Consider the following 20,061-nt stretch of genomic DNA (forward strand, 5'->3'; position numbering starts at 1 on the left):
CGCTCGGGTGCGTCGACCGGTTCGGCGAGGCGTACTACGGCCGCCCCGAGGGGCTGCTCGACCCGGGCGCGCGCCGGTCGTGGGCCGCGCCGAAGGCTGAACTACCTCGGCGAGCTCCGTACTACCTCGGCAACGCCTTCTCGACGAGCTCCACGATCTCCGGGGCGTCGGGCACGGTCTGCGGGGAGAACCGGTGCACCTCGGCGCCGGGGAGCACGAGGAACTTCTCGAAGTTCCAGCGGACGCGGCCGTCGTGCCCGCTCGAGTCGGGCGTCTTCTTCAGCTCGGCGTACAGCGGGTGGGCGTGCCGGCCGTTGACCCGGACCTTGGACACCACGGGGAACGTGACCCCGTAGGTGGTGGAGCAGAACTCGGCGATCTTCTCGTCCGTGGACAGCTCCTGCAAGAACTGGTTGGACGGGAAGCCGACCACGGTGAAACCCCGGTCGGCGTACGTCTTCTGCAGCTGTTCCAGCGCCTCGTACTGGGGCGTGAGCCCGCACCGGGAGGCGACGTTGACCACCAGCACGACGTCGTCGCGGTGCTCCGCGAGCGTGGTCGTCGTGCCGTCCATGCGCTCGAACGGGATGTCGTAGAGGCTCATACGGCCCATCATGCCGCGCGCGACAATGGGGACGTGCCACCCCGCCCCCGCAAGCACCGCGCGCCGCTGCCGGTGCGCGACGGCCTCAACCCCACCCGGCTGGTGCTGCCGCACGACCCGGCGAGCCTCGCCCGGTACGCGACGGCGGCCGAGTACCTGCTGGAACGGTTCGTCGACGACACCGCCCGGCTGCGCGAGAAGCTCGCCGCCGGCGAGGTGGTGACGGGCTCGGGCGCGGTCGTCGACCACCGCACCCCGTACGAGCCGCGCGGCTTCCTCTACCTGTACCGCGACCCGCCCGTCGACGAGCCGGAGGTGCCCGCCCTGGCCGACCTCGAGGTGCTGCACCGCGACGACGACCTCCTCGTGGTGGACAAGCCGCACCTGGTCGCGACGATGCCGCGCGGGCGCTGGGTGACGCGCACCGCGCTGGTGCACCTGCGCGCCACCCTCGGCCTGCCGGACCTCGTGCCCGCGCACCGGCTCGACCGGCCCACCGCCGGCGTCCTGGTGCTCACGGTCCGGCCGGAGGTGCGCGGGGCCTACCAGACGGCGTTCCAGGACCGCGCCGTGCGCAAGGTCTACGAGGCGGTGGCGCCCCTGCCGGAGCCGGGCTCGTCGCCGGACGCGGGGCTCGGCGACCTGCGCGAGGTCGGCGGCACGACGACGGTGCGCTCGCGCATCGTCAAGCACCGCGGCGTCGTGCGCGCCCAGGAGGAGCCGGGGGAGCCCAACGCGGAGTCGCGCGTCACGCTCGTCGCGCGGGACGACGCGCGTGGGCTGGGGCTCTTCCGCCTCGAGCCGCACACGGGTAAGACGCACCAGCTGCGCCTGCACATGGCGTCCCTCGGGTTGCCGCTGCTGCACGACCCGTTCTGGCCCGCGCTGCGGGAGGACGCGCCCGACGACCCGGAGCGCCCCCTGCAGCTGCTCGCCCGCTCGCTCGCGTTCGTCGACCCGCTCAGCGGCGAGCCGCGCGAGTTCCGCTCCAGGCGCCGTCTGGTCGCGTGGACCGGCGACGACCGACCCGGCGCCGACGGCGGAGCGGCGGGCGAGCGGTGAGAGAATCGGTCACCGTGAGCACCGACCCGAGCTCCACCCCGAGCACCGTCCCGAGCGCCGTCCCCAGCACCGTGGCACCGCCTTTCCCCGACGACCTCCTGGCGCGGGCCGTCGTCGACCTGTCGGCCGTGCGCGACAACGTCCGGGCGCTGGCCGGCCATGCTCCCGGCGCGGCGGTGATGGCGGTGGTCAAGGCGGACGGGTACGGGCACGGCATGCTGCCCGTGGCGAGGGCGGCGCTCGCGGGCGGTGCGACCTGGCTCGGCACCGCCGTCCCCGCCGAGGCCCTCGCGCTGCGCGCCGGCGGCGTCACGCCCGGCGACGCCCGCGTGCTCACCTGGCTCGCCGCCCCCGGCGCACCGTTCGGCCGGCTGGTCGCTGCGGGCGTCGACGTGGGCGTCGCGGCGCCGTGGGCGCTCGCCGAGGTGGCCGCGGGAGCGCGCGCCGCGGGCGAGACGGCGCGGGTGCACCTCAAGGTCGACACGGGACTGGGGCGCAACGGCATCATGCCCGCCGATCTGCCCGACGTCGTGCGCCGGGCGGCCGCGCTGGAGGCCGAGGGCGTGCTGCGTGTGGTCGGCGTGATGTCCCACCTGGCGTGCGCGGACGAGCCCGGGCACCCGTCGGTCGCCCTCCAGGCCGAGGCGTTCGACGACGCCGTCCGCACCGTCGAGCGCGCCGGCGCGTCCCTCGAGGTGCGGCACCTCGCCAACTCCGCCGCCGTGCTCACCGCCCCCCGCCTGCACTACGACCTGGTGCGCCCCGGCATCGCCGTCTACGGGCACTCGCCGGTGCCGCAGCTCGGCGCCCCGGGCGACTACGGTCTGCGGGGCGCGATGACGCTGCAGGCGCGGCTCGCCACGGTCAAGGACGTGCCGGCGGGGCACGGCGTGTCGTACGGGCACCACTACACGACGCCGCGGGACACGCGCCTCGGCGTCGTCCCCCTGGGCTACGCGGACGGCATCCAGCGGCACGCGTCGGGTGGCAGCCTCGGCGTCGGCGGCCCGGTGGGGACGGGGGCGGGCGGCACCGCCCGCGTGCTGCGGGTGGCCGGGCGGGTGTGCATGGACCAGTTCGTGCTCGACCTGGGGCCGGGCGCCGCCGAGCGGGCCGGGGACGTCGTGACGCTCTTCGGGGCCTCGGACGGTGTCGACCGCGGTGCGGTCGTGCCGAACGCCGAGGACTGGGCGCGCGCGGCGGGCACCATCAGCTACGAGATCGTCACGGGCATCGGGGCGCGCGCGCCGCGCGTCTACGCAGGCCTCGACGCGGGCCTGTACACGGGCATGGACGAGAGCAGCGAGGACAGGAAGGAAGTGCAGCGGTGAGCGACGTCGTCGTGCGGACGGAGACGGACCTGCCGGACGCGGAGGCCACCCGCGCGCTGGGGGCTGCCCTGGCCGGGGTGCTCCGCGCGGGGGACCTGGTGATCCTCACGGGGGACCTGGGGGCGGGCAAGACGACGCTCACCCAGGGCCTCGGCGCCGCGCTGGGCGTGCGGGGACACGTGGCGTCGCCCACCTTCATCGTGGCGCGCGAGCACCCGCCGCTGCCGCGCGACGACGGCTCGCGCGGCCCCGCGCTGGTGCACGTGGACGCGTACCGCCTGGGCGGCCTCGACGAGCTGGACGTCCTCGACCTGGACACGTCGCTGGACGAGTCCGTGACCGTCGTCGAGTGGGGTCGCGGGCTGGCCGAAGCGCTCACCGACGACCGCCTCGAGATCGATCTGGAGCGGCCACGCGGTGCAGCCGGGGGTGCCCTCGACGGCGCCGCGACCGCCGACGACGAGGCCGACCCCGGGGCGGGCACCCGGCACGCCGTTCTGCGTGGCGTCGGGCAGCGCTGGGCCGGCGTCGACCTCGCCGCCCTCACCAGGAGCTAGCGGGTCACCCTCGACGCGACCACCGGTGCGTCACCGGTGCGTCGCCAGCGCGTCCACCGGAGCGGCCGCGGGAAACGTAGGCTGATGCCGTGGCAGTTCTCGCATTGGACACCTCCGCAGCAGTCTCCGTGGCTCTCGTCGACGAGGACGGCGCGCGGCTCGCCGCCCGCTCGGCCGACGAGCGCCGCCGGCACGCCGAGTCGCTCGGCCCGCTCGTGGCCGCGGTGCTCGACGACGCCGGCCTGGACCGGACGGCGCTCACCGCCGTCGCCGTCGGCACCGGCCCGGCACCATTCACCGGCCTGCGCGTCGGGCTCGTCACCGCGCGCACCCTGGCGCTCTCCCTGGGGATCGACGTCCTCGGCGTGCCGAGCGTCGACGCGGTCGCCGTGCAGGCCGTCGCCGACCTGGGCCTGACACCGGGCGACGAGGTGCTCGTCGCGACCGACGCGCGCCGCAAGGAGGTCTACTGGGCGCACTACCGCGTCGTCGCGCACGAGGGTCCGCACGCCGTGCCCGTCGTCGAGACGCTGGCCGGCCCTGGGGTGGACAAGGCCGCGGACGTCGCGGCCCGCCTCGCCGAGGCGCCCGCCGACAGCCGCCTCGTCGTCGTGGGCGAGGGTGCGAACCTCTACCCCGAGCACCTGCCGGCCGACGACGACGCCCCGCTGGTGCCCGACGCCGCCGTCCTGGCCCGCGTCGCGCTCGCCCGCCGTGCCGCGGGCGACGACCTGCCGACCGAGCCGCTCTACCTGCGGCGCCCCGACGTGCAGGAGCCCGCGTCGCCGCGGCTCGTCCCCGCAACGGGGAGCCTGGCATGACCACCGAGCAGCCGACCACCGAGCAGCCGACGACCGAGCAGCCGACGACCGAGCAGCCGGGCCTGCCCCGGACGGTGCAGCACGTGTACGCGCCGACGTGCCGGCTGCGACCGCTGGCGAGCACGGACTTCGACCGCGTGCTCCAGCTCGAGCGGGTGCTGTTCGGCGCAGGCGCGTGGACGTACGGCATGCTCGCCGACGAGCTCGCCGCGCTCGGCCGGTGGTACGTCGTCGCCGAGCCCGCCGGGCAGGACGCCGTGGCCGTGTACGGGGCCGGCCGCAAGCCGGTCGTCGGCTACGCCGGGCTGTGGTTCGACGGCGACGTCGCGCAGGTCATGACGATCGGTGTGGACCCGCACTACCAGCGGCACGGCGTCGGCCGGTCGCTCATGGAGGCGCTCGTGGAGCGGGCGCGCAAGCTCAAGGCGGAGGCCGTGCTGCTCGAGGTGCGGGTGGACAACGCCCCGGCGCTCGCGCTGTACGAGCGGCACGGCTTCGAGCGGATCGGGCTGCGCAAGCGGTACTACCAGCCGGAGGACAAGGACGCCTTCACGATGCGGCTGGACCTGCGTCGCCAGGAGGGCGCCTCATGAGGGGCGACGGCACGCCCCGCTCGCGGGTGCTGGTGACGGTCGCTGAGCTCGCGGCTGACCTGCGGCTGAGCGCCGGGCCCGACCCGGAGGTCGGGGCGCCCGTCCTGCTCGACGTGCGCTGGGCGCTCGGCATGACCGACGGGCGCGAGCGGTACCTGGAGGGCCATCTGCCGGACGCCGTGTACGTGGACCTCGAGGCCGAGCTCGCGGCGGAGGCGTCGCCGGCCGAGGGGCGGCACCCGCTGCCGTCGGCGTCGTCGTTCCAGCGCAGCGCGCGTGCCTGGGGCGTCCACGAGGGGTCGCGGGTCGTGGTCTACGACACGGTCGGCGGCACGTCCGCGGCGCGGGCCTGGTGGCTGCTGCGGTTCTTCGGGGTGCGCGACGTCCGCATCCTCGACGGCGGTCTGCCGGCGTGGGTGCGCTCGGGGTTCGCGCTCGAGGTGGGCGACGTCGTGCACCGGCCAGGGGACCTCGTCGCACGACCGGGCCACCTGCCCGTGCTCGACGCCGACGACGCCGCGGAGCTGGCCGAGTCGGGCACGCTGCTGGACGCGCGGGCCGTCGAGCGGTACCGGGGAGAGACGGAGCCGGTGGACCCGCAGGCCGGGCACGTGCCGGGCGCCGTCAGCGCGCCGACCTCCGGGAACCTCCGCGACGACGGCACGTTCCTCGACGACGCGGCGCTCGCCGAGCGGTTCGCCGACCTCGGGCTGCGCGCGGGGTCGGACGCCGACGTGCTGAGCGTCGGCGTGTACTGCGGGTCCGGCGTGACGGCCTCCCACGAGGTCGCCGCGCTCGCCTGCGCGGGCATCCCGGCGGGCCTGTACCCCGGTTCCTGGTCGCAGTGGTCGAACGACCCGACCCGGCCGGTGGCCACCGGCGAGCGTCCTTAGGCCCACGCTCCGGGCGGACCCGGAGCCGTGCTAGCGTCGCAAGTATCCCGATCTGTATACCTGGGAGGACGAGCGATGACCATCACGCCCGAGACGATGCGCGCAGTACGGATCCACCGCCACGGAGGGCCGGAGGTCCTCCGGACGGCGGAGGTCGAGGTCCCGGCCCCGGCAGCCGGAGAGGCGCTGGTCCGCGTGGCCGCGGTCGCGCTGAACAACACCGACCTGTGGACCCGGGAGGGCGCCTACGGCAGGCCAGGCGACCCGGCCGCCCTGTCCGGCTGGCGCGGCCCCGTGGACTTCCCGCGCACGCAGGGGGCGGACGTCGCGGGCCAGGTCGTCGCGGTCGGTGCCGGGGTGGACGAGGGCCTGATCGGCCGCCGGGTGGTGGTCGACCCCGCGAGCTACGACGCCGACGGGCCGGACGCGAACCCGGTGGGTCTCATGGGCAGCGAGCGGGACGGCGGGTACGCCCAGTACGTGACGGCGCCCGCGGACCAGGTGCACGACATGACGGGCTCGCCGCTGACGGACGACCAGCTCGCGAGCCTGCCGACCGCCTACGGCACCGCGCTCGGCATGATCGAGCGCGGCCGGCTCCGCGCCGGCGAGACCGCCCTGGTCTCGGGCGCGTCCGGCGGCGTCGGGCTCGCGCTGGTCCAGCTCGCCCGTGCCCGCGGGGCGCGGGTGCTCGCCGTCAGCAGCGGCGCGAAGATCGCCGCGGTGCGGGAGGCGGGAGCGCACGCCGTCGTGGACCGTGCGCAGGACGTCGCCGAGCAGGTCCGCTCCGCGGCTCCGGACGGGGTCGACGTCGTCCTCGACGTCGTCGCCGGAGACCTGCTGAGCGACGGGCTGCCGCTGCTGCGCGAGGGCGGCCGGTGGGTCGTCGCCGGCGCGCTCGGCGGGCACGAGGTGGCCTTCGACGTCCGCCGTCTGTATCTCCACAACGCCCAGGTGGTCGGCTCGTCGATGCACACGCGCGCGCACTTCGACCTGCTGATGGACGTGGCCCGCCGCGGCGAGATCGAGCCGGTGGTCGCGGCGACGTTCCCGCTGGGCGAGGCGGCCCGGGCCCAGGAGGAGCTCGCCCGGCGGACGCACGTCGGGAAGATCGTGCTGCGGCCCTAGCCGGGACGATGCCCGGACGGCGACGGCCCGGCCCCCTCGCGAGGGGCCGGGCCGTCCGTGCGTCGTGGGGTCGCGGTCAGAGGACCTGCGCGACCTCGTCGAAGGACAGGCGCGGGCCGCGCGGGTAGGGCGAGCCCTCGCCCTCGGCGTGCCCGACGTTGATGACGAGGAAGGACTTCCAGCCGGAATCGCCGAAGAACTCGGCGTCGACACCGTCGAAGTCCATGCCGTTCATCGGGCCGGCGGCGAGGCCGGCGGCGCGCAGGCCCACGATGAGGTACCCGGCCTGGATGAGGGCGTTGTTGCGGGCCATCTGCTCGCGGACCTCCGCGGCGGGCTCCAGCTGCTCCTTCATGCCCGGGTAGGCGGGGAAGAGGGTGTCGAGGTGCTGGTGGAAGGCCGGGTCGGCGGCCAGCACCAGGGAGACCGGTGCACCGGCGACGCGGTCCTTGTTGCCGTCGCCCATGTGGGCCACGAGGCGCTCGCGGGCGTCGCCCGAGCGCACGACGAGGACGCGCAGCGGCAGCGTGTTCATCGCCGTCGGCCCGAACTTCGCCAGGTCCCAGGCGGAGGTGAGCTGCTCGTCGGTGACGGGCTCGTCGGTGAAGAGCGAGGTGGTGCGGGCGGAGCGGAACAGGAGGTCCGCCACGTCGTCGCCGACGGCGAGGGACGTGGTGGGGTGCGTCAGGGTCTCGGTCATGGTTGCTCCAACTGATAGATGCAGACGCATGATTCCGCGCGGCGCCGTGACGTGCCCCACACCCTCGCCGCCGGGGACGACGCGCGCTCAGAGGGTCGCGAGCGGCTCGAAGTCGAACCCGTCGGCGCGCGCGAGGTACAGGCGCTGCTCCGCATGGTTCCCGCGGAAGCGGACGTGGCCCCGCGGCCCCTCGTAGGAGAGCCCGTCGACGGAGCGGTCGGTCGCGGCGACCGCGGCGCTGCCCGCCCGCTCGACGATCGTCCGCAGCGCGAGGATCCCCTCGTAGCAGGCCTCCGCCGCCGCACCGATCGCCGGCGCGTGCAGCCCGTGGTGCGCGGTGTAGCGGCCCACGAGGTCGAGGGCCTCGGCGGTCGCGAGGCTGCGGAACCAGCCCCCGGTCGAGTACAGGTTCGCGGTGGCGCCGGCCCCGCTGCCCATGAGCATGTTCTCCTCCATGAGCGTGCTGAGGCGCACCACCCGTTCGTGCAGGCCGCGCCGGGCGAACAGACGGTTGAACCGCACCCCGTTCTGCCCCACCATCAGCAGCAGCACGCCCTCGGCGCCCGAGCGCTCCACCTCGTCGAGCGTCGCCGCGAGCTGTGCGTCGCTCGCCCCGCGCTCCGGGAGGAAGCGCGCGCCCGCGAACCCGGCGCCGAGGCCGGCGAGCTGCGGCGCCAGCGCCGCGTAGGTGCCGCGCGGCCAGGCGTAGTCGTCCCCGACGACGAACCACCGGCGCGCGCCCGCCGCGGTCCGCAACCGCTCGATCGCGGGGAAGAGCTGGGCCGACGGGACCTCGCCGGTGACGTAGAGGCCGGGCCGGGTCTCCGCGCCCTCGTACGCCGCGGGGTACACGTACGGGACGCGCCGCTGCACCAGCGGCACGACGGCGTGCCGCACCGCCGACGTGTGCCACCCGGTGAGCCCGTGGAGCCGCCCCGCGTCCAGCGCCGCGCCGAGCCTGTGGCGCAGCTGCGGCGTCGGCTGCCCGGCGTCCAGCAGCTCGGCGCGCACGGGGCGCCCGAGGATGCCGCCCGTGGCGTTGAGCTCAGCGACCGCGAGCTCCGTGACGGCCTGGCACGAGGGGCCGTAGATCCCGCCCGGCCCCTGGAAGTGCAGCAGGACGCCGACGACGAAGTCCGACATGACGTCCCGTCCGCGCGAGGGGCCGTGTCCCGGGCCCCGGCCTGTGATGGCCGGTAGTGTACGAGCACCACGGAAGGCGGGTCAGCATGCGGACGGCAGCAGGCGCCAGGCGCACCTCGACGGAGACCGGCACGGCCCTGCCCGCCGACGCCCGCACCGGCCCTCGCACGATTCCCCGGCCCGACCGCCCCGCCGACCTGCGCGACTCCGTGCTCGCCGGACGGCGCGCCGCGCGCCGGGCCGCCGACGTCCTCGCGCACGCCGGGTGCACCGTGGACGAGTGGCTGGTGCTGGACGCGCTGCGGGGCCTCCCGGGGAGCATGATGTCCGAGCTGCGCGCGGCGACGGTCACCGACAAGGCGACGCTCGGCCGCCGCGTGGACGCCCTCGTGACCCGTGCCCTGGTGTACCGCGAGGTGGACGCCTTCGACCGGCGCGTCGTCCGCGTCCACCTGTCGTCCCGGGGCCGGGACGTGCTGTCAGGCCTCGACGCGCGGCTGGCGCAGCACGAGCAGGCCGACCACCCACGCGACCAGTAGCACCCCGGCGAGCACGAGGCCGTAGGGCTCGAGGCTGACCGAGGCGCCCGGCACCCGGGCGAGCGCGGGCACGTGCTCGGCCGCCACCTGCACCAGCGTCACGCCGCCGATCCCCACCGCGGCCGCCGCGGACACGCCGGTGACGAGCACGTCGTAGCGGAGGCGCCCTCGCCCGGCGGCACCGGTCCCCGCCCGGGCGTACGCGCGGCGGGCGGCCGAGCCCTGCACCGAGTCGAGCAGCGACATCCCGGCGGCGAACAGGACCGCCAGGGGCAGCGGCGCGTACCAGGGCACCTGGCCGAGGGCGGCCGACGCCGTCATCGCGAGCAGACCGATCTCCGTGGCGGTGTCGAAGCCCAGACCGAACACCAGCCCCACGCCGTACATCCGCCCCGGACGGTCGGTGGCCCACGAGAACCGGCGCAGGGCCCACGAGACCGGACCGCCTGCCGGCGCATGGTCGGGGTGACCGTGGGCGTGGGAGCCACCGTCCCGCGACGCCCGCAGCGTGCGCCGCAGCATGAGCACGTTCACCACGGCGATGGCCAGCAGGAACGTGCCCGACACGACCGGCCCCCACACGCCGGTGAACCGGCGCCAGGGCGACGACTCGTCCTCGAGCGCGGGGGCGAGCGCCTGCACGCCGACGGCGAGGAGCAGCGCGGCCCCCACGACCACCGTCGAGTGGCCGAGCGAGAACCACAGGCCCACGCCGCGCGCGTCGCGGCCCTCGCGCACGAGCCGCCGGGTGGTGTTGTCGATCGTGGCGATGTGGTCGGCGTCGAACGCGTGCCGCAGGCCGAGCCCGTACGCGGTGAGGGCCATGACGAGGGTGATCGCGCCGGCCCCGCCGTCGAGCGCGAGGGTGGCGGCGAGACCGCCGATCCCCGCGACGTGCAGGGCGGCGACGACGAGGACGGTGCGGGTCATGCGCTCTCCAGACAGGGGGCGGCCGGTGCGGGACCGGTTCCGGGCGGGTGGTCCCGCCACCTGTGAGACCGGTGCAGCGGGCTGAGATGAGCGGAGGCGCCGAGCCACCGGGTCAGCGTGCCCCCGCGCTCCAGGCGAAGGGTCACGGCGCCGTCGGTGCCGGGTAGCGGCCCGGGCGGGGCGGGGGCGTCGTCGGGCGCGCCGCGCAGGTCCGTGACCGTGTCGATCACGCGCCGCCCGCCGAGCACGCCGGGCACCGGCCGTTCGCCCGCGGCGACGACCTCCTCGACGAGCAGGGGCCCGCGGTCGTCGTGGACGGTGGAGCGCAGCACCACACGGCCGCCCCGCTCGCCGTCGCGGCCCAGCACCACCGTCTCGCGCAGCAGCAGCCGCGCCCCGGCGCCGAGGACGGCGTCCGTGGACCGGGTCACGTCCGCGCCGGTGGACACCACGAACGGCAGACCCGCCCAGGCGAGCCGGGCGCCGGCGCCGAGACGCACCTCGACGTCCCACCGGCACGACGCGCCGTCGCCGTCGTAGGCGACCGTGCCGCCGACGTCGGTCAGGGTGAGCGCGCACCCGTCGGCGACGTGCACGCGGACCGCCACGTGGTCGCCGCCGAGCAGCACCGCGCCGGTGGCGACCAGCGCCACCTCGGCGTGCTCGGCGCCGCGTGCGACGGTCCGCACGGCGAGCAGGTCGTCCCGCGTGCGGACGCGCACGGGCGCGCCCGGCACCGTGCCCCGGTCGACCTCGACGGACGTGAGCCGCACGTCAGTGCGCGGGGGCGTGCTCATGCGCGTGCTCGTGCGGGTGCTCATGGTCCGAGTCGCCGTCGCCGTGGCTGTGCAGCACGCCGCCCTCCTCGTCGGCGTGGAAGTGCGGCGCCATCGGGCCGGGGTCCTGCGCGACGTGCACGCCCTCCCGGAACCGCTCGAGCACGCTGAGCAGCCATGCCCGCAGCGCCGCGACGGAGGCCTCGTCGGTGCGCGACAGCGCGACGACGGCGCGGCCCTCGCGGGCGGCGGACGCGTCGGCGACCATCTGCTCCACGTCGACGCCGACGTACGGCGCCAGGTCCGTCTTGTTCACGACGAGGAGGTCGGCCCGGCCGATGCCCGGGCCGCCCTTGCGCGCGACGTCCCCGCCGCCCGCGACGTCGAGCACGAAGATCTGCGCGTCGACGAGGGCGGGGGAGAAGGTGGCGGTGAGGTTGTCCCCGCCGGACTCGATGATCACCAGGTCGAGCGGGGCGAAGTCCTGCTCGAGGTCCTCCGCGGCGAGCAGGTTCGCGGTGACGTCGTCGCGGATGGCGGTGTGCGGGCAGGCGCCGGTCTCGACGGCGCGGATCCTCTCCGGGTCCAGCACTCCCGCGGAGCGCAGGAAGCGGGCGTCCTCGTCGGTGTAGATGTCGTTGGTGATGACGCCGATCCGCAGCTCGTCGGCCAGCGCGCGGCACACGGTCGCGATCAGGGAGGACTTGCCGACGCCGACGGGGCCGGCGACGCCGAGGCGCAGGGCGCGGGCGGGACGGGCGTCGTCCTGGGTGGTCACGGGGGGAGTGGTCTCAGGCACGGAACAACCTCTGGGTCTCGTGGGCGTGGGCCTCGGCCCAGCCCTCAGTCAACGGGGCACCGGAGGCCGGGATGTCCTCCGGGGTGGCGCACGCCGCGACGCGGAGCACGTGCTCCTCCGCCGCGGCGCACGCGTCGAGGACCCACCGCGCCGGGGCGAGGGGGTCCAGCGGCTCGAGCTTGAGCAGGGCCGACGCCGCGGTCTGGGCGTCGTCGTAGACGGTCAGGCGGACCACGTCCGCGGGCGGCATCCCGGCCGCCGCGCAGATCGCGCCGAGCACGACGGCGCGCGGTGGCGTGCCGGTGCCGTGCGGGGCGCCGGGCGCACGACGGGCGGCCGCGTCGTGCCGGGCGACGACACGGACCGCCGCGCTGCCCGGCCACAGCGTGCGCGCGACGCGCAGGTACCCGCGCCCCAGCAGGCGCGAGGCCTCGCGCAGCGCCGGGGACGGCGTCCGCGCCGCCCAGGCCCGCACCACCCCGTCGACCCGGTCGTCGGGCCCGCCGGCGTCCGCGGCCGTCACGGGCCCGGCGCCGGCGAGCAGCCGTGCGGTGACCACCGCCGTGCCGGCCTCCACGAGGCTCACCGTCGTCGCCCGCCCGACCATCCACGCGGGCACGTCGGCGGGAGCCATCCCGCCGCGCAGCGCCGGCTCGAGACTCGCGGAGTGGGCGTGCCCGCCGCCGGGCAGGCGCGCGTCGGCGAGCAGCAGCGCGACCGTCGCGGGGTGCGGGGCGAGGAACGTCATGGGCGGGCCTAGAACATCGAGTAGAGCTGGGCGAGGGGCAGCCGGACGGCGGGCGCGGGCTCCACCAGGTCGCCGTCCACGCGGATCTCGAACGTGTCGGGGCGGATGTCGATGTCCGGCAGGGCGTCGTTGTTGCGCATGTCCGCCTTGGTGAGGCCGCGAGTGGACGTGATGGCGGCCAGCTCGCGGCGCAGGCCCAGGCGGCCCGCCAGCCCGTCCTCGACTGCCGCGGGCGCCACGAACGCGAGCGACAGGTCCGCGCCGACGGCGTCGCCGAAGGCGGGCCGCTGCAGCACCGGCTGCGGGGTGGGGATCGACGCGTTCGGGTCGCCGAGCGCCGCCCACGCGATGACGCCGCCCTTGATCACGAGCTCGGGGCGGAACCCGAAGAACCGCGGGTCCCACAGCACGAGGTCGGCCATCTTGCCCGGCTCGACCGAGCCGATGTGCGCGTCGACGCCGTGCGCGACTGCGGGGTTGATCGTGTACTTCGCGACGTACCGGCGGGCGCGCTCGTTGTCGGCGGGCTCGGCGGACGACAGGGGGCCGCGGCGGTGCTTCATCACGTGCGCCACCTGCCACGTGCGGGTGATCACCTCGCCGATGCGGCCCATCGCCTGCGCGTCGGACGACGTGATGGAGATGGCGCCCAGGTCGTGCAGCACGTCCTCGGCGGCGATCGTCGTGGCGCGGATGCGCGACTCGGCGAACGCCAGGTCCTCGGGCACGGCCGGGTTGAGGTGGTGGCAGACCATGAGCATGTCGAGGTGCTCCGCCACCGTGTTCACGGTGTGGGGGAGGGTCGGGTTGGTCGACCCGGGCAGCACGTGCGGCAGGCTCGCGATGGTGAGGATGTCGGGGGCGTGCCCGCCGCCCGCGCCCTCCACGTGGTAGGCGTGGATGCCGCGCCCGTCGATCGCGTCGATCGTGGACTGCACGAAGCCGGCCTCGTTGAGCGAGTCCGAGTGCAGGGCGACCTGGAGGCCCCACTCGTCGGCGGCCCGCAGCGCGGCGTCCAGGGCGGCGGGGGTGGAGCCCCAGTCCTCGTGCACCTTGTAGCCCGCCGCCCCGGCGAGCGCCTGCTCCTCGAGGGCCGCGGCGCTCACGGTGTTCCCCTTGCCCAGCAGCAGCACGTTGAGGGGCAGGTGGTCCAGGGCGCGCAGCACGGACCGCAGGTGCCAGGCGCCCGTCACCGTCGTCGCCTTGGAACCGTCCGACGGTCCGGTGCCGCCCCCGGCGACGGTCGTGATGCCGGTGGCCAGCGCCTCGTGCAGCGCGGACGGCGACAGCAGGTGCACGTGCGGGTCGAACCCGCCCGCGGTGAGGATCCGGCCCTCGCCGGAGATCACGTCCGTGGACGGGCCGATGACGAGGTCGGGGTGCACGCCGTCCGCGACGTCCGGGTTCCCGGCGCGGCCGAGCGCGACGATCCGGCCGTCGCGCAGCCCGACGTCGGCCCGCACGACGCCCCACCAGTCGAGGACGACGGCGCCGGTGATCACGGTGTCGAGCGCGCCCTCGGCACGGGTCCGCGTGGACTGCGCCATCGACTCCCGGATGGACTTGCCGCCGCCGAAGACGGCCTCCTCGCCGCCGACGCACCGGTCCTCGGTGACCTCGATCCACAGGTCGGTGTCCCCGAGGCGCACCTGGTCGCCGACGGTGGGCCCGTATAGGGCGGCGTAGCGCTCGCGGTCGATCCAGACCATCAGTCCTCCTGCTCCTCGTGCGGCTCCGGGCGGACGGCGCCGAGCGCGCCCCCGTCGGTCTTGCCTCGCTGGATGCCCGGCACGCGCCTGGCGCCGCGGATCGTCACGGCGTCGACCTCCCGGCTCACGCCGGGCTCGAACCGCTGCGACGTGCCCGACGGCACGTCGAGCCGGAAGCCGTGCGCCGTGACGCGATCGAAGCGGAGCGCGGCGTTGGCGTCGGGCAGGTGGACGTGCGAGCCCACCTGCACCGGCCGGTCGCCGGTGTTCTCCACGACGAGGCGCAGGCGCTCGTGCGCGGGGCGCGGGTTGAGCTCGATCCGGCCGGGGGCGACGCGGGTCGCGCCGGGGCCGGTGGACGGGTGTGCGGACACGGTTCCCTCCTGTCGGGTCGTGATCGGTGGAACGGTCAGGGGATCGGGTGGTGGAGGGTGACGAGCTTGCGTCCGTCGGGGAACGTGGCCTCGACCTGGACGTCGGTGAGCAGCTCCGGCACGCCGGCCATCACCTGCTCGCGCGACAGCACGTCGCGGCCGGTGCGCATGAGGGTCGCGACGTCGGAGCCCTCGCGGGCCCGTTCGATCACCCAGCACGACAGCAGCGCCACGGACTCGGGATGGTTGAGCCGCACGCCGCGCGCGAGGCGGTCGCGCGCCACCATGCCCGCGACGGCGAGCAGCAGCTTCTCGGTGTCGGCGGGGGTCAGGTGCACGGGGACTCCTCGGTTCGGCGGGGGACGGGGAGGGTCACAGGGCCATCGCCTCCCGTGCGCCGGCGACGGCGGCGGCCCCGCCGCCGGTCCCGCGGTGCGACACCCGTCCGGAGGCGAGCACGGCGTACTCGGCCGCGTGCTCGACGGCGTAGCCGAGGTGCTGCTCGACCAGCAGCGCCGACAGCCCGCCCGCGGTCGTCAGGGCGGTGATCGCCCCGTAGATCTCGCTCACGACGTTCGGCTGGATGCCCTCGGCCGGCTCGTCGAGCACGAGCAGGCGCGGCCCGGTGACGAGCGCCCGGGCGATCGCGAGCTGCTGGCGCTGGCCGCCGGAGAGCAGTCCCGCCGGGCGGCCGAGCAGCTCGCGCAGCGCGGGGAAGAGGTCCAGGGCCTCGTCGGTGCGGCGACGGCCGGCGGCGCCATGGGCGTCGGCGACCACCTGCAGGTTCTCGCGCGCGGTGAGCTGGCCGAACGACTGCTGGCCCTGCGGCACGTAGGCGATCCCCGCGCGGACGCGGCGGTGCGTGGGCCGGCGGGTGATGTCCTCGCCCGCGAGCCGCACGGTCCCGCTGCGCGCCGGCAGCAGGCCGAGGACGGCCTTGAGGAGCGTCGTCTTGCCCGCACCGTTGTGTCCCAGGACCGCGGTGAGCGTGCCCTCGGTGACGGCGAGATCGACGTCGTGCACCACGGTCGTGCGGCCGTACCCCGTGCTCACGCCGCTCAGCTCGAGCATCATGCGGGTCCCTCCGTCGCGGTGGCCGGTTCGCCGGCGGGCGCGCCGAGGTACACCTCGACGACGGCCGGGTCCTGCTGCACCTCGGCGACGGTCCCCTCGGCGAGGACGCGGCCCTGGTGCATCACGGTCACCGAGTCGGCGTAGGAGCGAAGAAACTCCATGTCGTGCTCGACGACCACGACGACGCGCTGGGATCCCACCCGGCGCAGCAGCTCGCCGGTCTCCTCGCGCTCGGCCTGGGTCATGCCCGCGACGGGCTCGTCCAGGAGCAGCAGATGGGCGTCCTGCACCAGCAGCATGCCGATCTCGAGCCACTGCTTCTGGCCGTGCGCCAGGACGCCGGCCGGCACGTCGCGCAGCGCGGTGAGGCCGACGGTCTCCATCGCCTGCTCGACGGCGTCGGGCGTGGCCCGGCGCCGGCGCAGCATCGTGGCGGGGCCGCGGCGGGCGCCGGCGGCGATGTCGAGGTTCTGCAGCACGGTGAGCTCCTCGAAGACGCTCGCCGTCTGGAACGTGCGGCCCACGCCGGCGCGCGCGACGCGGTGGGTGGCGCGTCCCAGCAGCTCGGTGCCGCCGAACCGGGCCGAGCCCGCCGCGGCCCGCACCAGCCCGGTGACGGCGTCGATGAGCGTCGTCTTGCCCGCGCCGTTCGGCCCGATGAGGAACCGCAGGTCGCCCTGGGTGACCGTGAGGTCGACGTCGCGGACGGCGACGAAGCCGCCGAACTCCACCCGCAGGCCGCGCACCTCGAGGTAGTCGTGGCGGAACCGGGCGGTGTCGTCGCCCAGCAGCGCGTCGGCGGCCGCCAGGTCGATCTCGGGGGTGGTCATGCGCGGCTCCCTTCGGGGAGGAGGTCGGCGGCCGGGGGGCCGTCCGACGAGACGGGGGCCGGGGCGCCCGGCTCCTCCTCGCGCGCGGGCCGGCGGCGCCGGCGCAGCGTCGTCCGGAGCGACGCGAGGCCGCCGGGCAGGAACGCGACGACGAGGATGAACAGGGCGCCCTGGAGGTAGATCCAGCCGGACGGGAACTGCTCGGACATCGTGGTCTGGGCCCAGCTCACGGCGACCGACCCGAGCACGGGGCCGAGGAGGGTCGCCCGGCCGCCGATCGCGACGCCGACGAGGAAGCCGATGGACGGCACCACGCCGACGTCGGCAGGGGAGATGATCCCGACGATGGGCACGAACAGCGCTCCGCCCACGGCGGCCATCACGGCCGCGACCACGTACACGGCCGTCTTGACGGCGGCCGGATCGTAGCCGAGGAACCGCACGCGGTCCTCCTGGTCGCGCACCGCGACGAGCACCTCGCCGAAGCGCGACACCATGAGCTGGCGGGCCACGACCACCATGACGATCAGCACCCCGGCGGCGATCAGGTAGAGCATCCGCTGGTTGACGGGGTCGGCGAGGTCGTAGCCGAAGAACGACCGGAACCCGTTGAGCCCGTTGGTGCCGCCCGTCGTCTGCTGCTGACCGATCAGGAGGATGGCGAACGCGGCGGCGAGCGCCTGCGACAGGATCGCGAAGTACGCGCCGCGCACCCGCCGCGTGAAGACCGCCCACCCCAGCACGGCGGCGAGCGCGGCGGGCACCAGCACCACCAGGGCGAGCGCCACGACGGGCGAGCGCAGCGGCTCCCACCAGCCCGGCACCTCGCCCGTGCCGTAGAGCAGCATGAAGTCGGGCACGCCGCCGGGGCCGGCGTCGGCGAGCTTGAGGTGCATCGCCATGAGGTACGCGCCCAGGCCGAAGTAGACCCCCTGGCCGAGGGTGAGCAGGCCGCCCCGGCCCCACGCGAGACCGATCCCGACGGCGACCATCGCCAGGCACAGGAACTTGCCCAGCAGGCCGAGCCGGAACGGGCTGAGCAGCACCGGGGCGACGGCCATGAGGAGGACGGCGGCGAGGCCGAACCCTGCCAGGGCGCGCGCCCGCCCCGGGCGGGCGAGCACGGCCAGTCGTGCGGTGAGGGTGCTCGTGCGGCCCGTCATGCGAGGCTCCTCGTCCGGACCGAGACCAGGCCCTGGGGTCGTACCTGCAGGAAGGCGACGATGACGACGAAGACGAGCACCTTCGCGACGGACGCCGTGGTGGAGAACTCGAAGAACGACTGCAGCAGGCCGAGCGCGGTCGCCGCGATGACGGTGCCCTTGATCTGCCCGATGCCGCCGGCGACGACCACGAGGAACGCGTCGACGATGTAGCTGGTGCCGAGCGTCGGGCCGACGGACCCGAGCAGGGTGAGCGCGACGCCCGCCACGCCTGCGAGCCCGGAGCCGATGAAGAACGTCAGGCGGTCCGTGGCCCGCGACGAGATGCCCGACGCCTCGGCCAGGTCCCGGTGCTGCACGACGGCCCGGATCCGCCGCCCCAGCGGGGTGGCCCGCAGGACGAGGGCCAGGGCGACGATGCACACCACGGCCAGCGCCAGGATGAACAGCCGTGTCTTCGGCAGGGCGAGCCCGCCGACCGTGACCGCGCCGGAGAGCCAGCCGGGCGCGGCCACGTCGACGTTGGGGGCGCCGAACACGTCGCGCGCCACCTGCTGCAGCACCAGCGCGACGCCCCACGTGACGAGCAGCGTGTCGAGCGGACGTCGGTACATGCGGTGGATCAGCGTCGCCTCGAGCAGCAGCCCGAGCGCCCCGCCCACCAGGAAACCGAGGGGCAGCGACACGAGCAGGCTCGCGCCGGGGTCGCCGAGGAGACCCTGGATCACGAACGCCGTGTAGGCGCCGGCCATCATGAACTCACCGTGGGCCATGTTGATCACGCCCATCTGACCGAACGTCAGGGCGAGGCCCAGGGCCGCGAGGAGCAGCACCGAGCCGAGGCTCAGGCCCGCGAAGAGCTGGGAGAGGAGGGTCTCCATGTCAGGACAGGTCCTCGGCCCAGTCGTAGCCCTCGAGGAACGGGTCGGGCTCGATCGGCTCCTGCGAGCTCCACTCGGTGTGGATGAGGCCGTCGTCGCCGATCCGCCCGATGAGGGCCGTCTTGGCGACGTGGTGGTTGTCGCCGTCCACGACGACGGTGCCCTCCGGCGCGTCGAAGGTGACGCCGTCGGCGGCCTCCTGCACGTCCGCGACGTCGAAGGACTCCGCCTTCTCGACCATCGCCCTCCACAGGTAGAGCGACGTGTAGGCGGCCTCCATCGGGTCGGACGTCGGTCGGTCCTCGCCGTACTCGGCCTTGAACGCCTTCACGAACGCGTCGTTCTCCGGGCTGTCGACCGTCTGGTAGTAGTTCCAGGCGGTGAGCTGCCCCTCGATGTTGTCGACGCCGATGCCGCCGACCTCCTCCTCCGCGATCGAGACGGAGACGACGGGCATGTCGTCGGCCGAGAGCCCGGCGTTGTTGTACTCCTTGAAGAATGCGACGTTGGAGTCGCCGTTCAGGGTGTTGAACACGGCGTCGGCGTCGGCCGCCTTGACCTTGTTGACGATGGTCGAGAAGTCCGTGTGGCCGAGCGGCGCGTACTCCTCCCCGACGATCTCGATGTCGTGGGCCGCGGCGTAGGCGTTGATGATCTTGTTCGCCGTGCGCGGGAAGACGTAGTCGGAGCCGACCAGGAACAGGGACTTGGCACCCTGCTCGGCGAGGTAGTCCAACGCGGGCACGATCTGCTGGTTGGTCGTGGCGCCCGTGTAGAAGATGTTCTCCGACGACTCGAGGCCCTCGTACTGCACCGGGTAGAACAGCAGCGAGTCGTTCGCCTCGAAGACCGGCAGCATCGCCTTGCGCGAGGCCGACGTCCACCCGCCGAAGACGGCCGCGACGCAGTCGCTGGTGATGAGCTTGGACGCCTTCTCCGCGAAGACGGTGGGCTCCGACTGCCCGTCCTCGGAGACGATCTCGAGCTGCTTGCCGAGCACCCCGCCGTCGGCGTTGATCTCGTCCGCGGCGAGCTGCAGCGAGTCGTGCACGGTCTGCTCGGAGATCGCCATCGTGCCCGAGAGCGAGTTGAGGAAGCCGACCTTGACCGCGTCCCCCGAGGTGTCGACGCAGCCCGCGGCCGCCGAGGACGACGCGCCGCCGCCGGCCGCGTCGACCTTGGCCCCGCACGCGGTGAGGACCGCGACCGCGAGGACGGCGAGCGAGGCGACGACAGGTCGGGTGATGGTGGCGGTGCGCGTGGTGCCCGTGGTGCCCGTGCTGCTGCGAGGACGCATGGTGCTCCGTTCGTGGCCGTGGCCCGCGAGGGCCCGATGAGGTTCAGGCGAACCCGCTCGGCCCGGAGCCGACTAGGTTCAGATGAACCCAAGTACGCCCACATGTCGC

At 75.0% G+C, this 20,061-nt stretch carries 23 protein-coding genes; 8 read left to right on the plus strand and 15 right to left on the minus strand.

Annotated elements, in window-relative coordinates:
- Window positions 1–121: 121 nt before the first annotated feature.
- Window positions 122–604 (minus strand): glutathione peroxidase, encoded by a 483-nt coding sequence (locus B5Y66_RS06160; RefSeq protein WP_079572501.1) that lies wholly within the window; start codon window positions 602–604, stop codon window positions 122–124.
- 33 nt (window positions 605–637) lie between these two features.
- Here B5Y66_RS06160 and B5Y66_RS06165 point away from each other — a divergent pair, with 33 nt between their 5' ends.
- The 7 genes from B5Y66_RS06165 (at window position 638) to B5Y66_RS06195 (ending at window position 6,989) form a co-directional block, all read left to right on the plus strand.
- The gene (locus B5Y66_RS06165) at window positions 638–1,666 is read left to right on the plus strand and encodes a pseudouridine synthase (protein ID WP_079572504.1); all 1,029 of its coding nucleotides are present in this window, start codon (window positions 638–640) and stop codon (window positions 1,664–1,666) included.
- Between the two features lie 71 nt (window positions 1,667–1,737).
- Window positions 1,738–2,997 (plus strand): alanine racemase, encoded by a 1,260-nt coding sequence (gene alr / locus B5Y66_RS06170; RefSeq protein WP_079573250.1) that lies wholly within the window; start codon window positions 1,738–1,740, stop codon window positions 2,995–2,997.
- Complete coding sequence (tsaE, locus tag B5Y66_RS06175) at window positions 2,994–3,554, plus strand: tRNA (adenosine(37)-N6)-threonylcarbamoyltransferase complex ATPase subunit type 1 TsaE (protein WP_079572506.1); 561 nt, start codon at window positions 2,994–2,996, stop codon at window positions 3,552–3,554. Before alr ends, tsaE begins: the two co-directional genes overlap by 4 nt.
- A gap of 89 nt (window positions 3,555–3,643) precedes the next feature.
- Window positions 3,644–4,375, plus strand: coding sequence for a tRNA (adenosine(37)-N6)-threonylcarbamoyltransferase complex dimerization subunit type 1 TsaB (gene tsaB / locus B5Y66_RS06180; RefSeq protein WP_079572508.1), 732 nt, complete (start codon window positions 3,644–3,646; stop codon window positions 4,373–4,375).
- Entirely contained in the window at window positions 4,372–4,968 is a 597-nt protein-coding gene (gene rimI, locus B5Y66_RS06185; RefSeq protein ID WP_079572511.1) for a ribosomal protein S18-alanine N-acetyltransferase, read from the plus strand. The genes tsaB and rimI overlap by 4 nt, the downstream gene beginning before the upstream one ends.
- Window positions 4,965–5,861 carry a sulfurtransferase gene (locus B5Y66_RS06190; protein ID WP_079572513.1) on the plus strand — a complete coding sequence of 299 codons (897 nt, stop codon included), beginning with the start codon at window positions 4,965–4,967 and terminating at the stop codon, window positions 5,859–5,861. Before rimI ends, B5Y66_RS06190 begins: the two co-directional genes overlap by 4 nt.
- A 75-nt stretch (window positions 5,862–5,936) precedes the next feature.
- The gene (locus tag B5Y66_RS06195; RefSeq protein ID WP_079572516.1) at window positions 5,937–6,989 is read left to right on the plus strand and encodes a zinc-binding dehydrogenase; all 1,053 of its coding nucleotides are present in this window, start codon (window positions 5,937–5,939) and stop codon (window positions 6,987–6,989) included.
- Window positions 6,990–7,065: 76 nt separating this feature from the next.
- Here B5Y66_RS06195 and B5Y66_RS06200 read toward each other — a convergent pair whose 3' ends face one another.
- On the minus strand, window positions 7,066–7,689 hold the full coding sequence (locus B5Y66_RS06200) for a malonic semialdehyde reductase (protein ID WP_079572518.1): 624 nt from the start codon (window positions 7,687–7,689) through the stop codon (window positions 7,066–7,068).
- Window positions 7,690–7,776: 87 nt separating this feature from the next.
- Window positions 7,777–8,832, minus strand: coding sequence for a substrate-binding domain-containing protein (locus B5Y66_RS06205; protein WP_079572520.1), 1,056 nt, complete (start codon window positions 8,830–8,832; stop codon window positions 7,777–7,779).
- Between the two features lie 86 nt (window positions 8,833–8,918).
- Between B5Y66_RS06205 and B5Y66_RS06210 the strand changes: the two genes are divergently transcribed.
- Window positions 8,919–9,371: a MarR family winged helix-turn-helix transcriptional regulator gene (locus tag B5Y66_RS06210; RefSeq protein WP_139820759.1), complete on the plus strand. Its 453-nt coding sequence runs from the start codon at window positions 8,919–8,921 to the stop codon at window positions 9,369–9,371.
- Here the strand turns inward: B5Y66_RS06210 and B5Y66_RS06215 are convergent.
- From B5Y66_RS06215 to urtA, 12 genes are read right to left on the minus strand one after another with little or no spacing between them, the layout of a single operon-like run.
- Window positions 9,312–10,301: a HoxN/HupN/NixA family nickel/cobalt transporter gene (locus B5Y66_RS06215; protein ID WP_079572522.1), complete on the minus strand. Its 990-nt coding sequence runs from the start codon at window positions 10,299–10,301 to the stop codon at window positions 9,312–9,314. The two genes, B5Y66_RS06210 and B5Y66_RS06215, sit on opposite strands and share 60 nt — an antisense overlap.
- Window positions 10,298–11,098 (minus strand): urease accessory protein UreD, encoded by an 801-nt coding sequence (locus B5Y66_RS06220; protein WP_079572524.1) that lies wholly within the window; start codon window positions 11,096–11,098, stop codon window positions 10,298–10,300. Before B5Y66_RS06220 ends, B5Y66_RS06215 begins: the two co-directional genes overlap by 4 nt.
- Window positions 11,076–11,876 (minus strand): urease accessory protein UreG, encoded by an 801-nt coding sequence (gene ureG, locus B5Y66_RS06225; RefSeq protein WP_245806960.1) that lies wholly within the window; start codon window positions 11,874–11,876, stop codon window positions 11,076–11,078. The genes B5Y66_RS06220 and ureG overlap by 23 nt, the downstream gene beginning before the upstream one ends.
- Window positions 11,869–12,624: an urease accessory protein UreF gene (locus B5Y66_RS06230; protein ID WP_079572529.1), complete on the minus strand. Its 756-nt coding sequence runs from the start codon at window positions 12,622–12,624 to the stop codon at window positions 11,869–11,871. Before B5Y66_RS06230 ends, ureG begins: the two co-directional genes overlap by 8 nt.
- A gap of 8 nt (window positions 12,625–12,632) precedes the next feature.
- Window positions 12,633–14,333 (minus strand): urease subunit alpha, encoded by a 1,701-nt coding sequence (locus tag B5Y66_RS06235; RefSeq protein WP_079572532.1) that lies wholly within the window; start codon window positions 14,331–14,333, stop codon window positions 12,633–12,635.
- On the minus strand, window positions 14,333–14,707 hold the full coding sequence (gene ureB, locus B5Y66_RS06240; RefSeq protein ID WP_079572534.1) for an urease subunit beta: 375 nt from the start codon (window positions 14,705–14,707) through the stop codon (window positions 14,333–14,335). Before ureB ends, B5Y66_RS06235 begins: the two co-directional genes overlap by 1 nt.
- A 35-nt stretch (window positions 14,708–14,742) precedes the next feature.
- A complete protein-coding gene (locus B5Y66_RS06245) occupies window positions 14,743–15,045 on the minus strand; it encodes an urease subunit gamma (protein ID WP_079572536.1) in 303 nt (100 codons plus the stop codon).
- Between the two features lie 34 nt (window positions 15,046–15,079).
- The gene (locus B5Y66_RS06250; RefSeq protein ID WP_245806961.1) at window positions 15,080–15,781 is read right to left on the minus strand and encodes an ATP-binding cassette domain-containing protein; all 702 of its coding nucleotides are present in this window, start codon (window positions 15,779–15,781) and stop codon (window positions 15,080–15,082) included.
- On the minus strand, window positions 15,778–16,611 hold the full coding sequence (urtD, locus tag B5Y66_RS06255; RefSeq protein WP_079572538.1) for an urea ABC transporter ATP-binding protein UrtD: 834 nt from the start codon (window positions 16,609–16,611) through the stop codon (window positions 15,778–15,780). Before urtD ends, B5Y66_RS06250 begins: the two co-directional genes overlap by 4 nt.
- Window positions 16,608–17,774: an urea ABC transporter permease subunit UrtC gene (gene urtC / locus B5Y66_RS06260; RefSeq protein ID WP_079572540.1), complete on the minus strand. Its 1,167-nt coding sequence runs from the start codon at window positions 17,772–17,774 to the stop codon at window positions 16,608–16,610. Before urtC ends, urtD begins: the two co-directional genes overlap by 4 nt.
- Window positions 17,771–18,655 (minus strand): urea ABC transporter permease subunit UrtB, encoded by an 885-nt coding sequence (urtB, locus tag B5Y66_RS06265; RefSeq protein WP_079572542.1) that lies wholly within the window; start codon window positions 18,653–18,655, stop codon window positions 17,771–17,773. Before urtB ends, urtC begins: the two co-directional genes overlap by 4 nt.
- A 1-nt stretch (window position 18,656) precedes the next feature.
- The gene (urtA, locus tag B5Y66_RS06270; RefSeq protein ID WP_079572544.1) at window positions 18,657–19,952 is read right to left on the minus strand and encodes an urea ABC transporter substrate-binding protein; all 1,296 of its coding nucleotides are present in this window, start codon (window positions 19,950–19,952) and stop codon (window positions 18,657–18,659) included.
- Window positions 19,953–20,061: the final 109 nt, after the last annotated feature.

Source organism: Krasilnikoviella flava (assembly GCF_900167525.1).
Taxonomy (GTDB): domain Bacteria; phylum Actinomycetota; class Actinomycetes; order Actinomycetales; family Cellulomonadaceae; genus Isoptericola; species Isoptericola flavus.